The organism is Peptoniphilus obesi ph1, from assembly GCF_000311865.1.
GTDB classification, from domain to species: domain Bacteria; phylum Bacillota; class Clostridia; order Tissierellales; family Peptoniphilaceae; genus Peptoniphilus_E; species Peptoniphilus_E obesi.
Map to the genome: position 1 here is coordinate 744,663 of NZ_HE978580.1, position 19,732 is coordinate 764,394.

The following is a 19,732-nucleotide window of genomic DNA, read 5'->3' on the forward strand; positions in this document are numbered from 1 at the left end:
AAATACCCTAGACATAGATTTTTTCTATACTAGGGTATTTTATTTAGATTTTATATAACGCCTCTAAATTTAAACAAGGCATATAATGGAATCAAAACTAAATAAGCTATTACAAGTTTTTTTAATAATTCCTTGCTTTCAAGCTTGGCATAGATAAGGCTAACTAGTATGACAAGTCCAAAAAGAATATTTTTTATCAAATCAACATTTCCTTTAAGGCTTGCATCGACCTTATCTCCTGATGTAAAAAACTGAAATATTACAAAGACAGATACTGTTATGATTAAAAGTTTTTGTAAAGTTTCCTTTTTCATATTAATTCTTCTTATTGTATTCTTCTAAAGCCACTTTCAAAAGATTTATGGTCTTTGGAATTTCATCTACATTTACAACATAGGCTATTCTTGCATGTTTTTTGCCTATTTCATTGTTGTAATAGAATCCATTTCCTGGAGCTATCATAACTGTTTCATTGTCGATAGAAAAATCTGTTAAAAGCCATTTAGCAAATTCTTCAGCATCATCAACTGGTAGCTCTGGCATAACATAAAAGGCACCTTCTGGTTTATAAACTTTTATACCATCTATCTTTGCAAGTTCTTTAAGAATTGTATCTCTTCTTTCTTGGAATTGTTCTTTTACATCATTAAAATATTTGTCGTTTACTCTATAAAGAGCTGCTGCTCCAATTTGATCAACTGTTGATACTGCAAGTCTTGATGTTGCAAGTTTAACAAGCTCTTTGTAAACTTCTTTGTTCTTTGTAGATACTGATCCAATTCTTGCTCCGCAAGCTCCAAATCTCTTAGAGATTGAATCAACTAAGATCAACCTATCTTGAATTTCTTCTATTTCTCCAAATGAGAAGAAATCATGATTATCAAAGGCAAATTCTCTATAAACTTCATCTGCAATAATATATAAATCATAATCTATTGCAATTTGTGCAATAAGTCTTACTTCTTCTTCTGTATATACAACACCAGTTGGATTAGAAGGATTAGAAAGTAAAATTGCCTTAGTTCTATCATCAATATTTTCAACTATTTTTTCATAGCTAGGAAGTCTGTATCCATTATCTACAAAAGTATCAAAGGCTCTTGCTCCAATTGCACATTGTCTAAAGCCTGTGTAATAGTTTGAGTAGAAAGGATTTGATGTAAGTATATTGTCTCCTTGATCTGTGATTGTTGTAAAAGCAAATATTAAAGCTTCACTCGCTCCGTTTGTTATTACAATCTCATCAGGATTTATGTCTATATTTTTTTCTTTATAATAATTTGATATCTCATTTCTTAAGTCTTCTCTGCCTTTTGAAGGAGCATATGGCAATACATGACTATCTATATTTGCTATTGCCTTGAAAAATTCTTCAGGCACACTAGTATCTGGTGCTCCTATGTTTAAATGATATATCTTTTTTCCATCTTTTTTTGCTTTTTCAGCGTATGGTCCAAGAACCCTTGTAGCTGAATAAGGAATTTCCTTAACTCTTACTGAAACATCCATAATTTTCACCTCAATTAATTTTTAATCTTAAATCTTCTCCAAAAAATTTTAGTGGATAGAATCTTTGAAAAACTCTTGAAAAAACTCTGTCCGTATAAGTTTGTGATAATTCTTTTGGCGATAGATTTGTAGATATAAGTGTTTTTCTTCCTCTTAAAATTCTAGTATTTACTATATTAAATATTTCTGATGTTGTAAATGAATTTGACATTTCAATCCCAAGATCATCAATTATTAATAAGTCACATGAAAATAATAAATCATATTTGCTCTGATTTAAATCATTTCTTCTAAATTTTCTATCTTCTAGCACATCAAGCAGGTTAAAGGCTGTTTGGTAAACAACTCCCTTGTTCTCATTGATTAAATAATTTGCTATACAATTTAAAAGAAAAGTTTTGCCTTGGCCAGTTGGCCCATAAAAAAGCAGGTTCATATCATTTTTTTCATCAAATGTATCAAGGAATTTTTTTACTGCTTTTAGTATCATATTCATATTTTGCCGCGGTGATATTCCTTCTTTTTCATTTTTTTCATCTGAAAATATATTTAAATCAAATGTATCGAAGTTTTCCTTGCTTAAAACGTAGGAAATGTTAGAAATTTCAAATAATTCTTGACTCAGTTTTTTCTTTAAGCAGGAACACCTTGTACCATCTTCTAAGTAGCCAGTATCTTTACAGGCATCGCAATTATAGTGCATTTCTAAATAATCTTTTGGATAATTGTTTTCTTCAAGTAGTTTTTCTTTTTCTTCTTTAAGCTCATAAATATCCTGGTTAATCTTTAATAATTTTTGGCTAGATGGTGCATTTATTTGTTCTCTTGCTGCAGAAATAGCAAGTTTAATTATAAGAGAATCTATTTTTTTTATTTTAGGTATTTTGTCATAAATAAGATTTTGTCTTTCTTCAAGCTGCAATTTGTTTAAATCCTGCTGCTTTTCATAATCTTTTTCTATTTCTCTAAAGATTTCTTTCATTTTATCACCTTAGTTTTTTAAAAAAAGCATCTCTTTTTTTCTTGGCTAATTCTTCTAAGTCTTCTTCTGTTAAATCGTCTGTTTGTTGTTTAAAGTTATGAAATTTAGTTTTTCTATAATTTCTAGTTTTCCTATCTTTATCTTCAATGTCCTCTAATTTTTCTATGCCCTTTTCGTGCCAAGATTTTAAAATCTTATCCACATATCCAAGGTTTGGGTTGTTAATATTTATACACCTTTTGCAGGCTGCCATAACAAGGTCCATAGAGAAATTTAATTCATCAAACCAATAATTTACAGTATCAAAATCCGTATGATTGAAAGCCTTGTTTGATATGCCAATTGCATCTTTTACCTTCATAAACCTATAGTAGTTTTTATCATGTTCTATATATGATCTTTCTATATCTTCTCTGGTCCTTATGTTTCTTTCAGACCAATTTCTAACAACTGCCTCAACATATTGAATAGAATCTTTTTTCATTCTCTCTGTTGAATACCAAAAAGCTTCTTCTATTATTTCTGTTGGCATATTGTAGGTATCTCTCCAGCTAGCTATATCCTGTTTTTGAGCTATGCTAAGTCTGCCTCTCATATAATAATCAGCTATAGACAATAGATTTGCAATCTTTTTATCATCTAGGATTTCATTTCTGTCAACTTCTTTGTTTTCAGTATTTTTAGCTGCATAGATATTTTCTATATAGAGTTGTTTTAAGCTTAAAAATATTATATTAAAACTTCCATCTTCTTGGTATTCTTTTTTTATTACTCCTACCTTTTCCCAATAATCCCAGGCTCTTAAAAGATCTGACTCTATAAGTCCTAAGAGGTCTGCAATTACATTAAAATCAAAAGACTTTAGGCCTCCTGATTCTTTGGCAAATTTATAGCCCAAAAGGTAGATTTTTACAAAATTTCCATCAGCTTGAGGCATGTAGTCATTTAAAAATATATTTTCTACAGGAGTATCTCCCATATCCATTGTCATCTGTTCTAATTTGAAATACATTTTACCACCTCGTTAAAAGTATCCTTTTCAAGATACATCTTATAGCAATAGAAAAAGGGTTTGCCAAATAAGATAAAGAAATCATCCTTATTTTCTAAATATTCTAAATCATCTTCTTCTGGCTCTGGATTTATATAGGCTTGGAAATAGCTTGAATATTCTTCAAAGGCAAAAGTTTTATAGAGATTTAGAGCTCTTTTATTAAATTTTGCAACTCTTAGATATAATTTTTTAAAATTCCACTTGTTAAAAAATACATCAAGCATTGTAAGAAGTGTCTCCTTGCCATAACCTTGAGAAAGGTAGGCAGGATCAAAAACTATACCAAGAACTGCAGTTTTTAACAATTTGTTGATATTTTTAAATGATATATAGCCAATCGCCTTATCTCCTAAAAAGATTGAATAATACTTGCAAAAAGCCTTGTTTTTCCATTTATACCAAGCTAGGATATCTTCGTCACTTTCTTCAAAAAAATTATAGTCATAGTAGAGATTGCTCTTGTGCTTAGACCAGTTTTTAAAATCATAAACATCACTAAGTTGCATTGGCGAAAATCTGAGTCTTTTACTATTTATCATATTTGCACCTTATAAAAAAGACAAAGAGACTTAATAAGCCTCTTTGAAACTACTCCTCCAATTACCAAATTTAAAATATAATACATTTAGTAAAAGAGTTGTCGTCCAAGATATTGGATAAGATAAAAATACAACATCTATCTTGAACCAAATATTAAGAGCTACAAAGATCCAAACAAGTCTTAATATACACATAGAAAAAACTGATATCACCATAGGGGGAACTGCATAGCCTGCCCCTCTTACAAAGCCTCCTAAGATCTCACTAATACCAAATATAAAGTATCCCGCTGATAAATATCTAAAGGCTGTTGCTCCAACTTCTATAACATCTGGCTCATTACTAAATATGCTCATAAGTTCTATTATAAAAACCCTTCCCAAAACAGACAAGGTTATACTTACTACTAAAGATAGGGCTATAGATAATCTTACCCCTGATTTTAATCTCTCTACTTTTCCTGCTCCTATATTTTGTCCAGAAAAGGTTGTTGCTGCAAGTGAAAGAGCATTCAAGGACATAAATATAAATCCATCAAGTCTTTCTTGAGCTGCATAGCCTGCAATAGCTGATGCACCAAAAAGGTTTACCTTAGATTGAATTATAACATTTGAAAAAGAGATAACACTTGATTGGACACCTGTTGGTATTCCTATTTGAAAAATTCTAACCATTATATGTTTATGGAATTTAATTTGTTTTAAATCAAGCTTAAATTCTCTTTCTGATTTCATTAAGTTGTAAGTTACTAATATAGCAGATACAGTTTGTGCAACAAGTGTAGCTATACCTACTCCAAGAACTGATAGCTTAAATATAATTACAAAAACTAAGTCTAGAATTATATTTATTGCTGCTGCTACGCACAAAAAGTTAAAAGGTCTTCTAGAGTCTCCAATAGATCTTAGAATACCTGATCCCATATTAAAAACCAAAATCGGTGTCATTCCTAAAAATAAAATTCTCATATATACAGTAGCATGTGTAAGAATTTCATCTGGAGTGTTTAGAAAACCAAGTATTGTCGGTGCGACTAAGACACCTATAATCGATATAATTATACCTCCGACAATAGCAATAGCATAAGAAGTGTGAACAGCATCTTGGATTTCTTCTCTGTCTCCCTTTCCATAGACTTGAGCCACAACTACCGATGCACCAGTTGTTAAACCTAAAAATAATCCTATTAGTAAATTCGATAAAGCACCCGATGCTCCAACTGCAGCCATAGGGTTTTTGCCTGCAAATTTACCAACAATCATAAGGTCGGCAGTATTATAAAATTGTTGTAGTAAACTAGATAATAAAAGTGGTATAGAAAATATTACAAGACCTTGTAAAATTGAACCTTCGGTTAAATTTACTTCGCCACTGCTTGCTTTTTTTAATTTGACTTTCATTAACACACCTCCAAAACTATTCATCTATATATCTTATCAAATAAAGTGGTAAAATTTCTATTTTTTAATAAAATTTTCCCTCAAGTATACAATATTTAGCTTAAATATATACTATAATATAATTAATATAGTACAAAAATTTTACATAATATAGGAGAAAAAATGAAAAAATTAAAAATTATTTTTACAATCTTAATTATCAGCTTGCTTTGTGCTTGTTCTAGTTCAAATAACCAAGCAACAAATCAAGAAAAAAAAGTAGTTGAAGAAAAAGTATTTTATTCAAGCTTAGACGGCAAAGAAGTCAAAGAAGAAGACCTTGATAGACCAATTTTTGCAATTATGTTTGATAACCACCCAGATGCAAGACCTCAATCAAGCATAGAAGATGCAGAAATAATCTATGAATATAAAGTTGAAGGAGAATTTACAAGATTTTTGGGTCTTTTCCAAAGAAATGAAGCTAGTGTTATAGGACCGATAAGGTCTGCTAGACCTTATTTTGTAAACACAGCAAAAGAATATGATGCAATTTATGTTCACTGGGGTGGTTCAGAAGCTGGCTATGACCAAATAAAAGTAGATGGGGTAAATGATATAGACGGTATAGCCTACGAAGGCTCAACTTTTTATAGAAATAAGGAAGTTAATAAAAAAAGACCTCATGATGGTTATTCATCTTATGACTTATTGTTTGATAGGGCAAAAGAATTGTCTTACCTAGATGGTATAAAAAATGGTGAATATTTTAAATTTGATACTAACAAGGACCTAGCAGATTTAAAGAAACAAATGCAAGATACTCCTTGTGATGATTTAAAAATTAATTTCTTCCCTAGCTACAATACAGACTTTGTATATGATAAGGAAAAAGGAATGTATCTTGTTGTAGTTAATGGGGAAAATTTAATCGATGAAGCTAGCAATAATGATATTTTTGCAAGTAACATAATTGTACAATTTGCAAATTCAAAGGTTGCTGGACCAAATGGAACTTTAAAAATTGATAATATTGGACAAGGCAGCGGAAAACTTATAAGTGATGGAAAGATTATAGATATAAAATGGGAAAAAGCTGATGAAAATTCAAAAACAAAATTTTATACTCTAGATGATAAGGAAATCATACTTAAGCCAGGTAAAACTTTTATAGAAACAACAGATGCAGAAGAAGATCTTGAAATTCTACCTCTTAGCCCTGACCAAAAAGAAGAATAAGTTGATTTCTGAATATAAAAAATATAGCAAGACTTTTATAAATCAGCTTGCTATATAAGTTAGAAATTTTAAATTAAGAAACCGGTATAGAAAAAATCTATACCGGTTTTATTATTTATTCTTGTTTATCTTATAGATAATATTTAATCCCTTTAGGTTTAAATTCTTATCAATTATTATTTTGTGATTAGTTTTCTTTGTTATAAGCTCTGCCTGACTACCTGTTGCTATTATATTTATCTCGTCTTTGTCAAAGCCTGTTTCACTTATAATTTTGTCTAAATTTCCATCGAAAATACTAAGATAGGAATTTATAAGACCAGATTGAATAGCTTTTACTGTTGTATTTCCAACAACATCTTTTGTATATTCAATATCTACTTGAGGAAGTTTAGCAGAAAAATTTACGAGTGCATTTTTTGCCAAATTAATTCCTGGAAATATTAATCCGCCCTTAAATTCTTTTCTATCTGTTATAAAATCAAATGTCATTATATGGTCAAGATTTGTAACAATTGCAGGTCCTCCATACAGGTTAACTGCTGCGACTGCATTGACTATTCGGTCTGATCCTACTTCTTTTGGATTTTCACACTTAATGTTTAGACCAGTTTTTAATCCCACTCCAACCATATGAGCATCTATATTCAGATATTTTTTCAAAGTATTTTTCATAGTTAAGCCAAGTTCTGGCACGACTGATGAAATAATTACATCTTTTATACTAGATTTAGAAAAATCTTCTTCTAATAGAAGTTTCATAAGTATATATATTTCATCTTCTGAACTATTTATATCACTTTTTATTTTATAAGAATTTAATAATTTATCTTTATCAAAGATTCCAAAAAAAATATTTTTATTCGTTATGTTGACTGCTAGTAACACTCTTACCTCTACTTAAATTTACAGCGTTTACAACAGCTGTTGTAATTATTACACTTATTATCGCCTCAGGTATACCTGATGTGACAACAACACTCATTACTGCTGCGCCTGCTTCTTCTAGTGGTCTTCCTACTATTTCTGCGTATTTAGCAGCATATAGAAAATAAATCCCACCCATTACAAAAATTGTATTGGTCATTGAACCTACAAATGCTCCAAGAGTTATAGCAAGGTTTGAATCTTTTCTGTTTAATAGATATACCATTACTATTGCAATTATTAAAAGCACTACGTTAAGTGATATAGCTAAAACTGTAGATTCTCCTGAGCTTATGTTTTTAAATAATAAATAGCAAAGTAAAGCTATTATTACTGCCCAAACTCCATAAGATAATTTTTTTGATTTTTGATAATCAATCTTGCTTGCTGCCTTGTAAACGTAGTAAGAAAATAAACCAATCAATATTCTTGGTAGAATTGATATTAATGGATTATAAAATACTACTGATATAGGTGTTGGTCTTGTTATTGCATTAAAAAGACTGGATAAACCAAAAATTAAACCTACTGCCATACCTACCACTGGTCCTTCAAGTATAGCCCCAATAATTACTGGGATGTGCATTGTAGTTGCACTAATAAAGCCTAGTGGTATAAATCCTAGTGGAGTCAATCCAAGTACAACTGTGATTGCTCCTAGCATTGATGCGATAACTAACTTTCTGTTTTTTTGTTTATTCATTTTTACCTCCTGATAGAGTTCTTTTAAAAAGATACCCTTCAATATAAACTACGTTTTTTATTTTATATCATTATAGGAGATAAGTCCATAAGAAGAATTAGAAGAATATATAGCATTTGCTATAGCTCTTGATACGGCCTTTGCAGCTAGTGATCCAACTAAGGATATATCTGCATCTACTTTATTTGTTGCCATAGAAAAAATTGTATCGCCATCAAACATTGTATGAACAGGTATTATACTTCTTGCATAGCCATCATGGGCCATTTGAGCTACCTTGTTTGCATTTGCCTTAGTTAGTCTTGCATTGGTTGCGACAATTGATATTGTTGTGTTTGTGGACCTGTTAAAGGCATTATAATCACTATTTTTTTCTTCATATAATTTCATTGTATCTAAAAACTTTTTATTTTCTTTATCATAAGGAGCTGCAATTAATTTTCCTGCTTCGTGGTCAAATATATCTCCAAAAGCATTAAGACTTGTTATAGCTGCAACTTTTAAATCCCCAAGGCTAATAGATGCTTGGCCCAGTCCTGATTTTATAGCATAATCATTGCCAAGAATTTTTGCTACACTTGCTCCTGTTCCTGCTCCAACAAGTCCCATTGACTTGTCTTCATTTTTTGCATTTTTTGCAGCTTCATATCCCATTTTAAAATCTGGTCTTACAAATGGATTTCCAACAGATAAATCAAAAATAACTGCCCCAACAACTATTGGAACCTTGCAAACTGTAACATCCATTCCTATATCTTTTTCTTCTAGATATTTCATAACCCCTGATGCTGCATCAAGTCCGTAGGCTGATCCACCAGCTAGCATTACTCCATGCACTTTTTCTACTAGGTTTTCTGCTTTTAATAAATCAGTCTCTCTTGTTCCTGGAGCTGATCCTCTTACATCAACTCCGCAAACTGCTCCTTCTTCACAAACAGCAAGGCTAACACCTGTAAGGGCACTATCATCTGTATAGTGCCCTAATTTTATCCCTTCTATATCTGTTAAATAACCTGAATACATTATTTTATTTTACCTTCCTTTATAAAATCTACTAAGTTTACAAATAAAGTAGATTTTTTAACTTCTTCTGCCACACCTTCACCCTTAAATAATTTAATTAATTCAAAAGCAAGAACTTGGGCAAAGGATGGTCCCATAGCTGTAATCATATTTTCATCAAAAACTACTGGCTCATCTAGTCTATCTTGTACTGATAAGTTTTGTTCAAATCCTGGAAAACAAGTAAATTTTTTATTTTTTAATAACTCAGCCTTATCTAAAACTATTGGACCTGCACAAATTGCAGCAACGTATTTATCTTCTTTTAGATACATTTCAGCTGCTTCGACAATTTTTTCATCTTTTGCAAGATTTGTTGCACCTGGAAGTCCACCAGGAATATAAAGTCCCTTGTAATCTTCAAAATTAATTTCGATAAAAGTCTTATCAGCTAGAACTTTTACTCCATGAGCTGATTTAACAACATTGTTATCAGATATACTTACTAGATCAACATCTAGTTCTGCCCTTCTTAAATAATCAGCAACTGTAAGTGCCTCTATATCTTCAAATCCATCTGCTAATAATATTAATAGATCTTTCATATGTAATCCCCTCTCACATTTTTCTATACTTATCAGAAACTGCATCTATTGCATCCATTATAGCCGCCCTAAATCCATGATTTTCTAAGCTTTTTAAACCTTCTATTGAAGTTCCTGCAGGAGAAGTAACATCGTCTTTTAATTTTGCTGGATGATCTTTTGTTTTTAGTAAAAGTTCAGCAGAACCCTTAACTGTTTGAGCTATATATTCATAGCTATCTTTTCTTTTCATACCATTTTTTACAGCAGCATCAGATGCAGCCTCTATAAACATATAAATATAAGTTGGTAAAGAGCCACAAATTGCTGTAAAAGCAGCAAAATTATCTTCTGGAAGTTTAGCAACCTTGCCAAAATAAGAAAATATTTCTAATATGTCATCAGTTTCCTCTTTGCTTACCTTATCATTTGGACAAATTGCACTCATAGCTTCTTTAACAAGTGCAGGTGTATTAGACATGCTCATTACATACTTCCTGTTAGGATAAATTTCTTCAAGCTTATTCATTGTATACCCTGCAGCTATGGAAATAATAACAGAATCTTCATTTAAATAATCATAAATTTCACTTGCTATTAGTGGATAATTTATTGGTTTTACACAAACTATTATATATTTTGCTTCTTGTGCAAGTTTTGCATTTGATTCTGCTATCTCAACATTTTTATACTTCCTATATTTTTGTAAAACACCTTTCGATCTATTTGATATTATTATTTCTTTATCACTATCTATCAAAGACTCTGTAATTGCTGCTCCTATATTTCCTATTCCAATTATTCCTATTTTATCCATTCTATCCCCCATAAGACTTATTTTTTAGCTATTCTTACACCTTATTATATATAATAATATGCTTTTTTAAAATAATTTAATGTGATATATTGGTTGTAGTTGGTGGTTAGATGAAGAAAATATCGTATTTAGATTTATTTATTACTTTTTTTAAAATTAATTCAGTAACCTTTGGCGGAGGCTATACAATTGTTACTGTTGTAAAAGATGTTTTTGTTAATCAAAAAAAAATATTAGACAATGATGAGATGATTGATATACTTGCCCTTGCGCAAGGTGGACCAGGAGCAATGGCAATCTCAACATCAATCTTAACAGGTTACAGATTAAGAGGCCCTATTGGTGCCCTAGTAGCACTACTTGCCTCAGCTCTTCCATGTCTTATAATACTATCCTTAGTGGCAATTTTTTATAGCAAGTTCAGACAAAACTTTTTTGTAAGTTCAGCACTTGATGGCATATCTGGTATGGTTTCAGCTGCACTTTTACTTACTGTTTTTAATATGGGGAAAAATTCTTATAAAAAATATCCAATATTTACTGTAATAATGGTCCTTTTAATTTTCATTTTAGGATATTTCCTAAATGTTAAAACTTCCTACTTAATAATTTTATGTGCACTTTCAGGTATTATAGTATTTTATATAGCAAATAGGGGTAACAAAAATGTTGACTGAATTATTTAATCTGTATCTTATATTTTTAAAAATTGGAGCACTTTCCTTTGGTGGAGGTTATGCATCAATTCCACTAATTGAAAAGTACATAGTTGAGCAAAATGGATGGATAACAAGGCTTGAATTTCGTGATTTAGTTTCTATATCACAAATGACACCAGGTCCTATTGCAATAAATTCTGCAACCTTTGTTGGACAAAAAGTTAACGGGCTAATTGGTTCTATTGTTGCAACTCTTGGCTTTGTAACTCCTCAACTAATACTTATGATGCTTCTTGGATATTTTTTATTTACAAAAAATAAAAAGTTTAAGGTCCTAGACTGGATGTTAAATGGAATAAAGGCAGGTATAGTTTCTTTAATATTTATTTCTGCTATCGACCTTATAAAGACCAGTGTTTTCCCAAAGGGTTTTGCTCTAAATTCTATAAATATATCTGCCCTAATATGCTTTTTGCTTGGTATAATTATGTATATGAAAAAATTTAGTCTATTTAGGATGATATTTACTGGAATAGTTTTGGGTATAGTTTTGAACTTAGCTTTTATTTATATTTAGGAGGAAGATATGTGGACAAGAGAAGTTTTAAAAAATAATGCTAAAGAATTTTTAAGAAAATATTTAAAAGTTGCAGTCCTAGTATGCCTTGTATACTTTGGACTTTCATCAATTTTTTCTACAGACTCAAGTTTTGTTACAATTAGAGAAAAAAATTCATATATACAAGAATATGAAGAAGAAAACAATGTTAAGTTTTCAGTAAGTCTTTATAATAATCAATTTTTACAAAGTGCAAAAAATGTATTTACTAAGGATGATATAGTTTTAAGTGATTGGATGTTAGGTCAACATACCTTCTTATTATCCAAAAAAGCTTTTGCTGTTGTTTCTGTTATCTTTGCACTAGTGAATATATTTATTATGCTGCCGATGTCTGTCGGGCTAAAAAGATTTTTTATTAGGGGCTATAAATATGATGTTAAGTTTAATTATTTATTTTCTCCTTTTAAAGATGGAACTTGGAATAAGATTGTTGGAAAATTATTTTTAAAAAATATATATTTATTTCTATGGACCCTACTTTTGATAATTCCAGGAATTGTTAAATCCTACCAATATTATTTTGTAGAATATATTTTAGCAGAAAATCCAGAAATGCCTTTATCTGATGCAATACAAATCAGTAAAGAAATGACCGATGATGATAAATTCAGTATTTTTGCACTAGAGATATCATTCTTTGGTTGGGCACTGCTTGCATCTTTATTATTAAATCTTGGTTTTATATTACTTAACCCTTATACCGAAGCAACTTATTCTTCTCTTTATATAACTAAGAAGGAAATAATTAGAGAAAGATATGAAAATCTTGGTGGTTTTGTAGATCCTTTCTACACAGAAAATTATGCAGATTATTATGTTGAACATTTTCAAGAAGTTTAATAAAATTATTTAATTTGTAAGTAAAATAGATTTTTATTAATACTATTTGTGAATTTTATACTTTAAAAAATAAAATACATTTAAATAGAATTTTAATCACAAAAAGGGAGATAGTAAAAACTATCCCCCTTATTTTTATCTTAATTATTTATTTTTATTTTCTTCTATTCTCTTCTTATTTATGTCTTTCCACATTTCAACATCTACGCCCTTCCAAGAAAGTCTGTCAGGATCATAGTAAGGATCTATACCTTTTTTCATTTGTTCATCATAATCTTTGTAAAGACTTATAGATTTTGATGATAGCATCATAACAACTAACATATTTACCCAAGTACAAGTTCCAAGAGCAAGGTCTGATAAGTCCCAAGCTACTGAAGATTCTATATTACCCCAGATAAAGATAAGTATTGGCATACCTATTCTCATTATCCAAGTTACAACTTTTCTTGTAGATTTTTGAGATTCTTTTTGGAATAGGTACATTGCTGCTGTTTCTGCTTCGTAGTAGTAAGAAATTAAGCAAGTAAATGAGAATAAAGCAAGCATTATAGCTATGAATATGTGTGATAGATTTCCAAGTACAGTTTGTGTTGCAAGTTGAACAAATATTACACCATTTGTTCCAGCTTCTGCAAGTGCTGCAAGTTCTGCAGAACCAGATCCTACATAACCAAAAGAAGTATTGAAACAATCAGTAAGTAACATCATAAGTCCTGATGCTGTACAAACTATAACTGTATCTAACCAAACACCTGCTGCATTTGCCATACCTTGTTTAACAGGGTGAGTTGTTTCAGCTGCAGCTGCTGTTGGAGAAGATTCTCCCATACCAGATGCACTTGAGAATGTTCCTCTCTTTATACCTTGTTGAATTATAACACCAATTGTTCCACCAAAGATTGCATTTTTAGCAAAGGCATGAGTTACAACATCATATAAAACACCTGGAAGAATTTTTATATTAACAATAAGAATTATAATAGTTACAATTAAGTACACTGTTACCATAAATGGAACTATAAGAGATGCAACTTGTGAAATTCTCTTAACCCCACCAATTACTACTATTGCCATTACAATAGCTATAATTAATGCACTAACCCACATTTCTACGCCAAGAGCATTATTAAATCCATCACAAATTGTATATGTAGCTGCTGCTGGCATAAATGCAGATGTTCCTATCATAAATATAAGAGCCATAAATGCCCCATATTTTTTCCAACCAAGTCCTCTTTCTGCACAGTAAGGACCTCCACCACGGTATTGACCGTCTATTCTTGTTTTATATAAAACTCCAAGAGTACACTCAGTAAAACAAACTGCTGAGTTAGTCATACCTGCTACTATCATCCAGAATAGGGCTCCTGGTCCACCGTAATAAATTGCTACTGCAACACCGGCGACGTTTCCTGTCCCTACACGCATTGCCATGGTTGTACAAAATGATGCAAAGGCTGATATACCAGAGTCTGAATCTCCTGGTTCAAAAATTCTGCTCCACATATCTTTTTGTTTTCTAAATTGAAAACCGCCCATTCTAATAGTCAAATAAAGACCAGAACCAACTATCATTATTAGCATCGCAGGACCCCAAATAAATCCATTTAATGATCCAACAATTTTTACTAATGAATCCATAATTTACCTCCTTGTGAATTAAAAATTTATGTATATTTAATAATAGGGAAGATTTAACTTCCCTATTAATTAAACACTATTTATTAAACTATGTCTTAATTAAAATTTTGTTCTGTTCTAGCTATTATTTCATCTTGAAGTGGTTTATCAATGTTATTGAAATAATCACTATATCCAGCAACTCTTACTATTAAGTTTTTATAATTTTCTGGATGCTTTTGAGCATCTTTTAAAGTATCTCTGCTTACTACGTTGTATTGGATATGGTGTCCGCCTAGTTTGAAATAGGCTCTTACTAAACCAGTCATACCATCAAGTCCTTTTTCACCATATGCTACAGATGGAGTGAATTTTTGATTTAGTAGACATCCACCAGTTCTTGATTGGTCCATCTTTGCACAAGATTTAACAACTGCTGTAGGTCCATTCGTATCTGCTCCCTTTGATGGAGAAATACCATCGTTAAGTGGTAGACCTTTCTTCCTTCCTTGAGGAGATGCTCCCATTACCTTACCAAAATAAACGTGGCATGTTGTTGGTAGCATATTGATTCTGTGTTTTCCACCTCTGCCAGCAGGTCTTCCTGTTACTTCGTCATAATACATATTGAATATATTAGTTGTAATATCATCTGCATAGTCATCATCATTACCAAATTTTGGTGTTCTGTTTGCTACAAGATGATATAAATCGTCATATCCTTCAAAGTTATTATCTAAGGCTTTTAGAAGATCATCCATAGTGAATTTTTTATTATCAAAGATATTGTATTTAATAGCTGATAAGTCATCAGTTATATTACCAATTCCAACTCCTTGGATGTAGGTAATATTGTATCTTGCTCCACCTTGGTTGTAGTCCATACCTTTTTTAATACAGTCATCAATAATAACTGATAAGAATGGTGCTTGCATATATTTATAGAATATGCCAGAAATAATATTATTTCCTTTAACTTTTATATCTATAAAGTGATGCATTTGTTTCTTGTAGGCATCTAATAATTCTTCATAGCTTGTGAAGTCTCTTGGATCTCCAGTTTCTAATCCGATCATCTTGCCAGTATATGGATCTCTTCCGTTATTTAGTGTTATTTCTAATACTTTTGGTAGGTTGAAATAACCTGTTAAGATGTATGCTTCTTTACCAAAGGCTCCAGTTTCTGTACATCCACTAGTACCTCCGTCTCTTGCATCTTCTATTGATTTTCCAGCATTTAGAAGCTCTTTTATGATTGTGTCTGCATTAAATATTGATGGTCTTCCTGTACCTACTCTTGTTACATCCACAGCTCTTCTTAAGAATTTTTCAGGAGTTTTTTCACTAATTTGAACGTTACTACCTGGTTGTAAAATTCTCATTTCTTCAACTATATCAAGAAGCATGTAGGAAAGATCGTTTACTCCATCTTCTCCATTTGTTTTTAGTCCACCTATATTAAGTGTACAGAAATCGAAGTAAGTTCCTGATTCTTCAAGTGTTACTCCAACTTTTGGAGGAGCTGGGTTATTATTAAATTTAATCCATAAACATTCTAAGAATTCTTTAGCTTCTTCTTCAGTAATTTTTCCTTCTTCTAAATCTTTTTTATAGAAAGGATACCAATGTTGGTCAAGTCTACCTGGGTTAAATGAATCCCAAGGGTTCATTTCAGATACTACTCCAAGGTGAACAAACCAATACATTTGTATAGCTTCTCTAAATGTTCTTGGTGCATTTTCTGGTACCCAATCACAAATTTCAGCAATTTCTAAGAGTTCTTTCTTTCTTTTTTCATTGCTTTCTTTTTCTGCCATTTGTCTAGCTAGTTCAGCATGTCTTTTACCTTGGATTATCATAGCATCGCAAGATATTAACATTGCTCTTAGATTTTCTCTTTTATCAAAGGCTTTTGGATCATTTAAAAAGTCTAGTTTATCAATTTCATCTTGAATATCCTTTTTAAAGTCTTTCATACCTTTTTCATAGATTTTTTTGTCTCCTGCTGTATGTCCTGGTCCTCTTTGTTCCATAAATTCAGTCCACATTCCAGCTTCATAACAATCAATCCACTCTTGGTCTAATTCATTAAACATCTTATATCTTGTAGATTTATTTTCCCAATAAGGAATGATTTCTTTTTCTTGAATTTCATATGCTGATTCTGGAACTTTAAATGGTACTTTGTGTCTATCATTCATTAGATGATAGTCTTCTAGGGTGTGACAGCATAGTTCTGGGAAAGTTGATGTTGCAAGTGGTGCTTCTCCTCTTTCTCCAACAATTAATTCATCTTCGCCAATATATAGCGTTTTTTCTTGCATCAATTCTTTAAAAGAAAGTGCTCTAAGTTCTGGGTATGATACAGATCCTAAATATTTCTTATAAGCTCTTGTTACTATTTGAGCTCTTTCCATTGAAATATATGGAGTTGTATTTATACTCTTTTCTTCTAACCTTTTTATTCTATCAGTTTTCATATAATCACTCCTACCCCCCTATAACAGTTAAATATTTGTTTCTTTCGAATTTTGCTTTTATGTCTTTTAATTTATTATCATCAGGTTTTTCTTCACCACTCATTTTATATTCTAAATTTAATCTTTGGTATTTTTCTCTACCCATTTTGTGGTAAGGAAGAAGATTTACCTGTTGTATGTTTTTTAAATCCTTTATAAAATCAAGTATTAAATCTATATCTTGGTCGCTATCGTTAATTCCTTCTAACAATATTAACCTTAAAAAGATTTTTCCTTTTTTCCTTCTAATTCTTGGTCTAATTTTTTTAGATTATCAAGTATAAGACCATTATCAAGTCCTGTATACTTTTTATGTTTTTCTCTATCCATCATTTTTAAATCATATAGATAGTAGTCTACATAATCTGTAGTTTTTTGTATGTTTTCCCAAAAAGTCATTCCACTTGTATCAACTGCTACGCTTATATCTTTATTTTTTGATTCTTTTATAAGCTCTAGTAAAAATTCAGTTTGGTTAAATGGTTCTCCTCCTGAAAATGTAACTCCACCTTCTGTGGTTTCGTAAAAGACTTTATCTTTTTCTATTTCCTTCATAACTTCTTCAAGACTTTTTACTTCTCCAACAATTTCTATTGCATCAGTTGGACAATAATATGCACATTGTCCTTCAAAGTTACACTTATTTTTAAGATATATAAGCTCTTTTTCATTTTTTATTTTAAAAGCTGAGTTAGGGCAAACTTCAACGCATTTACCACATAGAGTACATTTACTAGAGTTAATCATCAATTGAACTTTATTAGAAAGGCTTTCTGGATTATGACACCACCAGCATCTCAAAGGACAACCTTTAAAAAATACTGTTGTTCTTATTCCTGGTCCGTCATGTATAGAAAATTTTTGTATATTAAATATTGTTCCTTGCATTTTTTCCATAATTTACTCCTTAATATTGTCTTAACTGCTTAATTTAGATGATTTATAGTATTATCCAAAAAAATCAATATCATTAATATACAGTTTTAGTTATTTAATAAAATAAAGTTGTATTATCAAATAATAGCAAAAATATATCATTTTGTTAATACATTTTTGCTATTATTTGATAAAAAGAGAGAATATTACATTCCCTCTTTTATCAAGTATATTATTCAAATAAAATATTATTAAAATTCTTATTTGATAAATTCTTCCTTAACTACTCTAGGGCTTACCCATCTATACATATTGTTAATTGCTCCTGCTTTGTCGTTTGTTCCTGATAATCTTGCTCCACCAAATGGTTGTTGTCCAACAACAGCTCCTGTTGGTCTAACATTTATATAGAAGTTACCAGCTGCATCTTCAAGCATATCTGTTGCTTTGTTGATTGCATATCTACATTCTGCAAATATTGAGCCAGTAAGTCCATATGGAGATGTTTCATCAGCAAGTTTTAGAACTTCTTCATATTTATCGTCATCATATAGATAAACAGTTAAAACAGGTCCAAAAATTTCTTCTTCCATAGTTTTGAAATGAGGATCTTTTGTAAGAATTATTGTTGGGTCAATAAAGAATCCTTTTTCATCGCTATAATTTCCACCGTATATAATTTCTGCATCAGCTGAATCTTTTGCATATTTTATATAATCAGTGATGCTATTGTAAGCTGATTGATCTATTACAGCTCCCATAAATGTATCAAATTCTTCAACTGATCCAACTTTAACCTTCTTCATATCTTCGAATAAAGCTTCTTTTACATCTTCCCACATTGATTTAGGAATATATGCCCTAGATGCAGCTGAACATTTTTGTCCTTGATATTCAAAAGCTCCATCTCTTAAAGCTCTAACTAAAAGTTTTATATCAGCAGTTTTATGAGCTATAACGAAGTTTTTACCACCAGTTTCTCCAACTAGACGTGGGAAAGTTTTATAGTTTTTAATATTTTCTCCAACAGTCTTAAACATAGTTTGGAAAGTATCTGTTGATCCTGTAAAGTGGATTCCAGCTAAATGTTCATTTGTTAATATTGGTTCTCCAATTTCTCCAGATCTACCTGGTAAGAAGTTAATTACTCCTTTTGGTAGTCCTGCTTCTTCTAACATTTGATATACAATATAGTTTGAATAAACTGCTGAAGAAGATGGTTTCCAAAGAACAACATTACCTGCCATAGCTGGTGCAGTTGGTAAGTTTAGACAAATTGATGTAAAGTTAAAAGGTGTTACTGCAAATATAAAACCTTCAAGCGGTCTAAAACTTTGTCTATTCCAAGTTGTGTCTGTGTTAAGTGGTTGAGTTGCATAAATTTGAGATAATAAAGAAGCATTAGATTTTAAGAAATCTACAAGTTCTGCTGCTGAGTCAATTTCTGCTTGTTTGTAAGTTTTTGATTGAGAAAGCATAGTTGCTGCATTTAATTTATTTCTCCATGGACCAGCTGCAAGTGCTGCTGCTCTTAAGAAAATAGAAACTCTATCATCCCAATCAAGTTTAGCCCAAGCCTTTCTTGCTTCAATAGCTTTTTCAATTGCTTTTTCGGCATCTTCTTTGCTTGCAAGATGATATTTACCAATTACTTTTTTATTATCGTGAGGTATTACCATATCTTGAGTATTACCTGTGAAAACTTTTTCCCCACCAATAATAAGAGGCACTTCTAAAAATTCTTCTTTTAATTTTTTATATTCTGCCATTAAATCTTTGTATTCTTTGCTATCTTTTGTGTAAGTGATAACCTTTTCATTCTTAAAAGGTATAACTTTTGCTGCAATATTTTTCATT

The 19,732-nt window shown here is 30.9% G+C and carries 20 protein-coding genes; 4 read left to right on the top strand and 16 right to left on the bottom strand.

Going from position 1 to position 19,732, the window contains the following annotated elements:
* Positions 1-50 precede the first annotated feature (50 nt).
* From HGPB_RS03255 to HGPB_RS03280, 6 genes are read right to left on the bottom strand one after another with little or no spacing between them, the layout of a single operon-like run.
* The gene (locus HGPB_RS03255) at positions 51-314 is read right to left on the bottom strand and encodes a hypothetical protein (protein ID WP_019132260.1); all 264 of its coding nucleotides are present in this window, start codon (positions 312-314) and stop codon (positions 51-53) included.
* Position 315: 1 nt separating this feature from the next.
* Positions 316-1,509, bottom strand: a complete 1,194-nt coding sequence (locus HGPB_RS03260) for a pyridoxal phosphate-dependent aminotransferase (protein WP_019132261.1) — start codon at positions 1,507-1,509, stop codon at positions 316-318.
* 10 nt (positions 1,510-1,519) lie between these two features.
* Positions 1,520-2,491: an ATP-binding protein gene (locus HGPB_RS03265; RefSeq protein ID WP_019132262.1), complete on the bottom strand. Its 972-nt coding sequence runs from the start codon at positions 2,489-2,491 to the stop codon at positions 1,520-1,522.
* 4 nt (positions 2,492-2,495) lie between these two features.
* Positions 2,496-3,503, bottom strand: coding sequence for a DnaD domain protein (locus tag HGPB_RS03270; protein WP_019132263.1), 1,008 nt, complete (start codon positions 3,501-3,503; stop codon positions 2,496-2,498).
* Positions 3,488-4,084 carry a GNAT family N-acetyltransferase gene (locus tag HGPB_RS03275; protein ID WP_019132264.1) on the bottom strand — a complete coding sequence of 199 codons (597 nt, stop codon included), beginning with the start codon at positions 4,082-4,084 and terminating at the stop codon, positions 3,488-3,490. The genes HGPB_RS03270 and HGPB_RS03275 overlap by 16 nt, the downstream gene beginning before the upstream one ends.
* A 30-nt stretch (positions 4,085-4,114) precedes the next feature.
* Entirely contained in the window at positions 4,115-5,485 is a 1,371-nt protein-coding gene (locus HGPB_RS03280; protein WP_019132265.1) for an MATE family efflux transporter, read from the bottom strand.
* 162 nt (positions 5,486-5,647) lie between these two features.
* Here HGPB_RS03280 and HGPB_RS03285 point away from each other — a divergent pair, with 162 nt between their 5' ends.
* Positions 5,648-6,703 carry a DUF3048 domain-containing protein gene (locus HGPB_RS03285; RefSeq protein ID WP_019132266.1) on the top strand — a complete coding sequence of 352 codons (1,056 nt, stop codon included), beginning with the start codon at positions 5,648-5,650 and terminating at the stop codon, positions 6,701-6,703.
* Positions 6,704-6,814: 111 nt separating this feature from the next.
* Here HGPB_RS03285 and HGPB_RS03290 read toward each other — a convergent pair whose 3' ends face one another.
* The 5 genes from HGPB_RS03290 to proC are packed head-to-tail and all read right to left on the bottom strand — an operon-like array spanning position 6,815 to position 10,736.
* Positions 6,815-7,591, bottom strand: coding sequence for a type III pantothenate kinase (locus HGPB_RS03290; RefSeq protein WP_019132267.1), 777 nt, complete (start codon positions 7,589-7,591; stop codon positions 6,815-6,817).
* Complete coding sequence (locus tag HGPB_RS03295; protein ID WP_019132268.1) at positions 7,563-8,333, bottom strand: ECF transporter S component; 771 nt, start codon at positions 8,331-8,333, stop codon at positions 7,563-7,565. Before HGPB_RS03295 ends, HGPB_RS03290 begins: the two co-directional genes overlap by 29 nt.
* 57 nt (positions 8,334-8,390) lie before the next feature.
* The gene (locus HGPB_RS03300) at positions 8,391-9,356 is read right to left on the bottom strand and encodes a P1 family peptidase (protein WP_019132269.1); all 966 of its coding nucleotides are present in this window, start codon (positions 9,354-9,356) and stop codon (positions 8,391-8,393) included.
* Complete coding sequence (locus HGPB_RS03305) at positions 9,356-9,940, bottom strand: DJ-1 family glyoxalase III (protein WP_019132270.1); 585 nt, start codon at positions 9,938-9,940, stop codon at positions 9,356-9,358. Before HGPB_RS03305 ends, HGPB_RS03300 begins: the two co-directional genes overlap by 1 nt.
* A gap of 13 nt (positions 9,941-9,953) precedes the next feature.
* Positions 9,954-10,736 (bottom strand): pyrroline-5-carboxylate reductase, encoded by a 783-nt coding sequence (proC, locus tag HGPB_RS03310; RefSeq protein WP_019132271.1) that lies wholly within the window; start codon positions 10,734-10,736, stop codon positions 9,954-9,956.
* A 110-nt stretch (positions 10,737-10,846) separates the two neighbouring features.
* On the opposite strand from proC, the gene HGPB_RS03315 reads away from it, so the two are divergent.
* Genes HGPB_RS03315 through HGPB_RS08450 form a run of 3 tightly spaced genes read left to right on the top strand, consistent with a single transcriptional unit; the run spans position 10,847 to position 12,857 of the window.
* Positions 10,847-11,413, top strand: a complete 567-nt coding sequence (locus HGPB_RS03315; RefSeq protein WP_019132272.1) for a chromate transporter — start codon at positions 10,847-10,849, stop codon at positions 11,411-11,413.
* Positions 11,403-11,972 carry a chromate transporter gene (locus HGPB_RS03320; protein WP_019132273.1) on the top strand — a complete coding sequence of 190 codons (570 nt, stop codon included), beginning with the start codon at positions 11,403-11,405 and terminating at the stop codon, positions 11,970-11,972. Before HGPB_RS03315 ends, HGPB_RS03320 begins: the two co-directional genes overlap by 11 nt.
* 9 nt (positions 11,973-11,981) lie before the next feature.
* Positions 11,982-12,857, top strand: a complete 876-nt coding sequence (locus tag HGPB_RS08450; RefSeq protein WP_019132274.1) for a DUF975 family protein — start codon at positions 11,982-11,984, stop codon at positions 12,855-12,857.
* A 144-nt stretch (positions 12,858-13,001) separates the two neighbouring features.
* Here HGPB_RS08450 and HGPB_RS03330 read toward each other — a convergent pair whose 3' ends face one another.
* The 5 genes from HGPB_RS03330 to pruA form a co-directional block, all read right to left on the bottom strand.
* Positions 13,002-14,501, bottom strand: a complete 1,500-nt coding sequence (locus HGPB_RS03330; protein WP_019132275.1) for an alanine/glycine:cation symporter family protein — start codon at positions 14,499-14,501, stop codon at positions 13,002-13,004.
* A 95-nt stretch (positions 14,502-14,596) separates the two neighbouring features.
* Positions 14,597-16,960, bottom strand: a complete 2,364-nt coding sequence (gene hypD, locus HGPB_RS03335) for a trans-4-hydroxy-L-proline dehydratase (protein WP_019132276.1) — start codon at positions 16,958-16,960, stop codon at positions 14,597-14,599.
* Between the two features lie 10 nt (positions 16,961-16,970).
* Positions 16,971-17,210, bottom strand: a complete 240-nt coding sequence (locus HGPB_RS08895) for a hypothetical protein (RefSeq protein ID WP_148497879.1) — start codon at positions 17,208-17,210, stop codon at positions 16,971-16,973.
* An 8-nt stretch (positions 17,211-17,218) separates the two neighbouring features.
* Positions 17,219-17,896 carry a glycyl-radical enzyme activating protein gene (locus HGPB_RS03340; protein ID WP_218915122.1) on the bottom strand — a complete coding sequence of 226 codons (678 nt, stop codon included), beginning with the start codon at positions 17,894-17,896 and terminating at the stop codon, positions 17,219-17,221.
* 239 nt (positions 17,897-18,135) lie between these two features.
* The gene (gene pruA, locus HGPB_RS03345; protein WP_019132277.1) at positions 18,136-19,731 is read right to left on the bottom strand and encodes an L-glutamate gamma-semialdehyde dehydrogenase; all 1,596 of its coding nucleotides are present in this window, start codon (positions 19,729-19,731) and stop codon (positions 18,136-18,138) included.
* Position 19,732 lies beyond the last annotated feature (1 nt).

What these genes read in the sequence shown, in the direction of transcription:
- HGPB_RS03275 (WP_019132264.1), bottom strand. Translation starts at nt 4,084, where the DNA reads ATGATAAATAGTAAAAGACTCAGATTTTCGCCAATGCAACTTAGTGAT.
- HGPB_RS03270 (WP_019132263.1), bottom strand. Translation starts at nt 3,503, where the DNA reads ATGTATTTCAAATTAGAACAGATGACAATGGATATGGGAGATACTCCT.
- hypD (WP_019132276.1), bottom strand. Translation starts at nt 16,960, where the DNA reads ATGAAAACTGATAGAATAAAAAGGTTAGAAGAAAAGAGTATAAATACA.
- proC (WP_019132271.1), bottom strand. Translation starts at nt 10,736, where the DNA reads ATGGATAAAATAGGAATAATTGGAATAGGAAATATAGGAGCAGCAATT.
- pruA (WP_019132277.1), bottom strand. Translation starts at nt 19,731, where the DNA reads ATGAAAAATATTGCAGCAAAAGTTATACCTTTTAAGAATGAAAAGGTT.
- HGPB_RS03330 (WP_019132275.1), bottom strand. Translation starts at nt 14,501, where the DNA reads ATGGATTCATTAGTAAAAATTGTTGGATCATTAAATGGATTTATTTGG.
- HGPB_RS03295 (WP_019132268.1), bottom strand. Translation starts at nt 8,333, where the DNA reads ATGAATAAACAAAAAAACAGAAAGTTAGTTATCGCATCAATGCTAGGA.
- HGPB_RS08450 (WP_019132274.1), top strand. Translation starts at nt 11,982, where the DNA reads ATGTGGACAAGAGAAGTTTTAAAAAATAATGCTAAAGAATTTTTAAGA.
- HGPB_RS03300 (WP_019132269.1), bottom strand. Translation starts at nt 9,356, where the DNA reads ATGTATTCAGGTTATTTAACAGATATAGAAGGGATAAAATTAGGGCAC.
- HGPB_RS03320 (WP_019132273.1), top strand. Translation starts at nt 11,403, where the DNA reads ATGTTGACTGAATTATTTAATCTGTATCTTATATTTTTAAAAATTGGA.
- HGPB_RS03315 (WP_019132272.1), top strand. Translation starts at nt 10,847, where the DNA reads ATGAAGAAAATATCGTATTTAGATTTATTTATTACTTTTTTTAAAATT.
- HGPB_RS03280 (WP_019132265.1), bottom strand. Translation starts at nt 5,485, where the DNA reads ATGAAAGTCAAATTAAAAAAAGCAAGCAGTGGCGAAGTAAATTTAACC.
- HGPB_RS03260 (WP_019132261.1), bottom strand. Translation starts at nt 1,509, where the DNA reads ATGGATGTTTCAGTAAGAGTTAAGGAAATTCCTTATTCAGCTACAAGG.
- HGPB_RS03265 (WP_019132262.1), bottom strand. Translation starts at nt 2,491, where the DNA reads ATGAAAGAAATCTTTAGAGAAATAGAAAAAGATTATGAAAAGCAGCAG.
- HGPB_RS03340 (WP_218915122.1), bottom strand. Translation starts at nt 17,896, where the DNA reads ATGGAAAAAATGCAAGGAACAATATTTAATATACAAAAATTTTCTATA.
- HGPB_RS03305 (WP_019132270.1), bottom strand. Translation starts at nt 9,940, where the DNA reads ATGAAAGATCTATTAATATTATTAGCAGATGGATTTGAAGATATAGAG.
- HGPB_RS03285 (WP_019132266.1), top strand. Translation starts at nt 5,648, where the DNA reads ATGAAAAAATTAAAAATTATTTTTACAATCTTAATTATCAGCTTGCTT.
- HGPB_RS03255 (WP_019132260.1), bottom strand. Translation starts at nt 314, where the DNA reads ATGAAAAAGGAAACTTTACAAAAACTTTTAATCATAACAGTATCTGTC.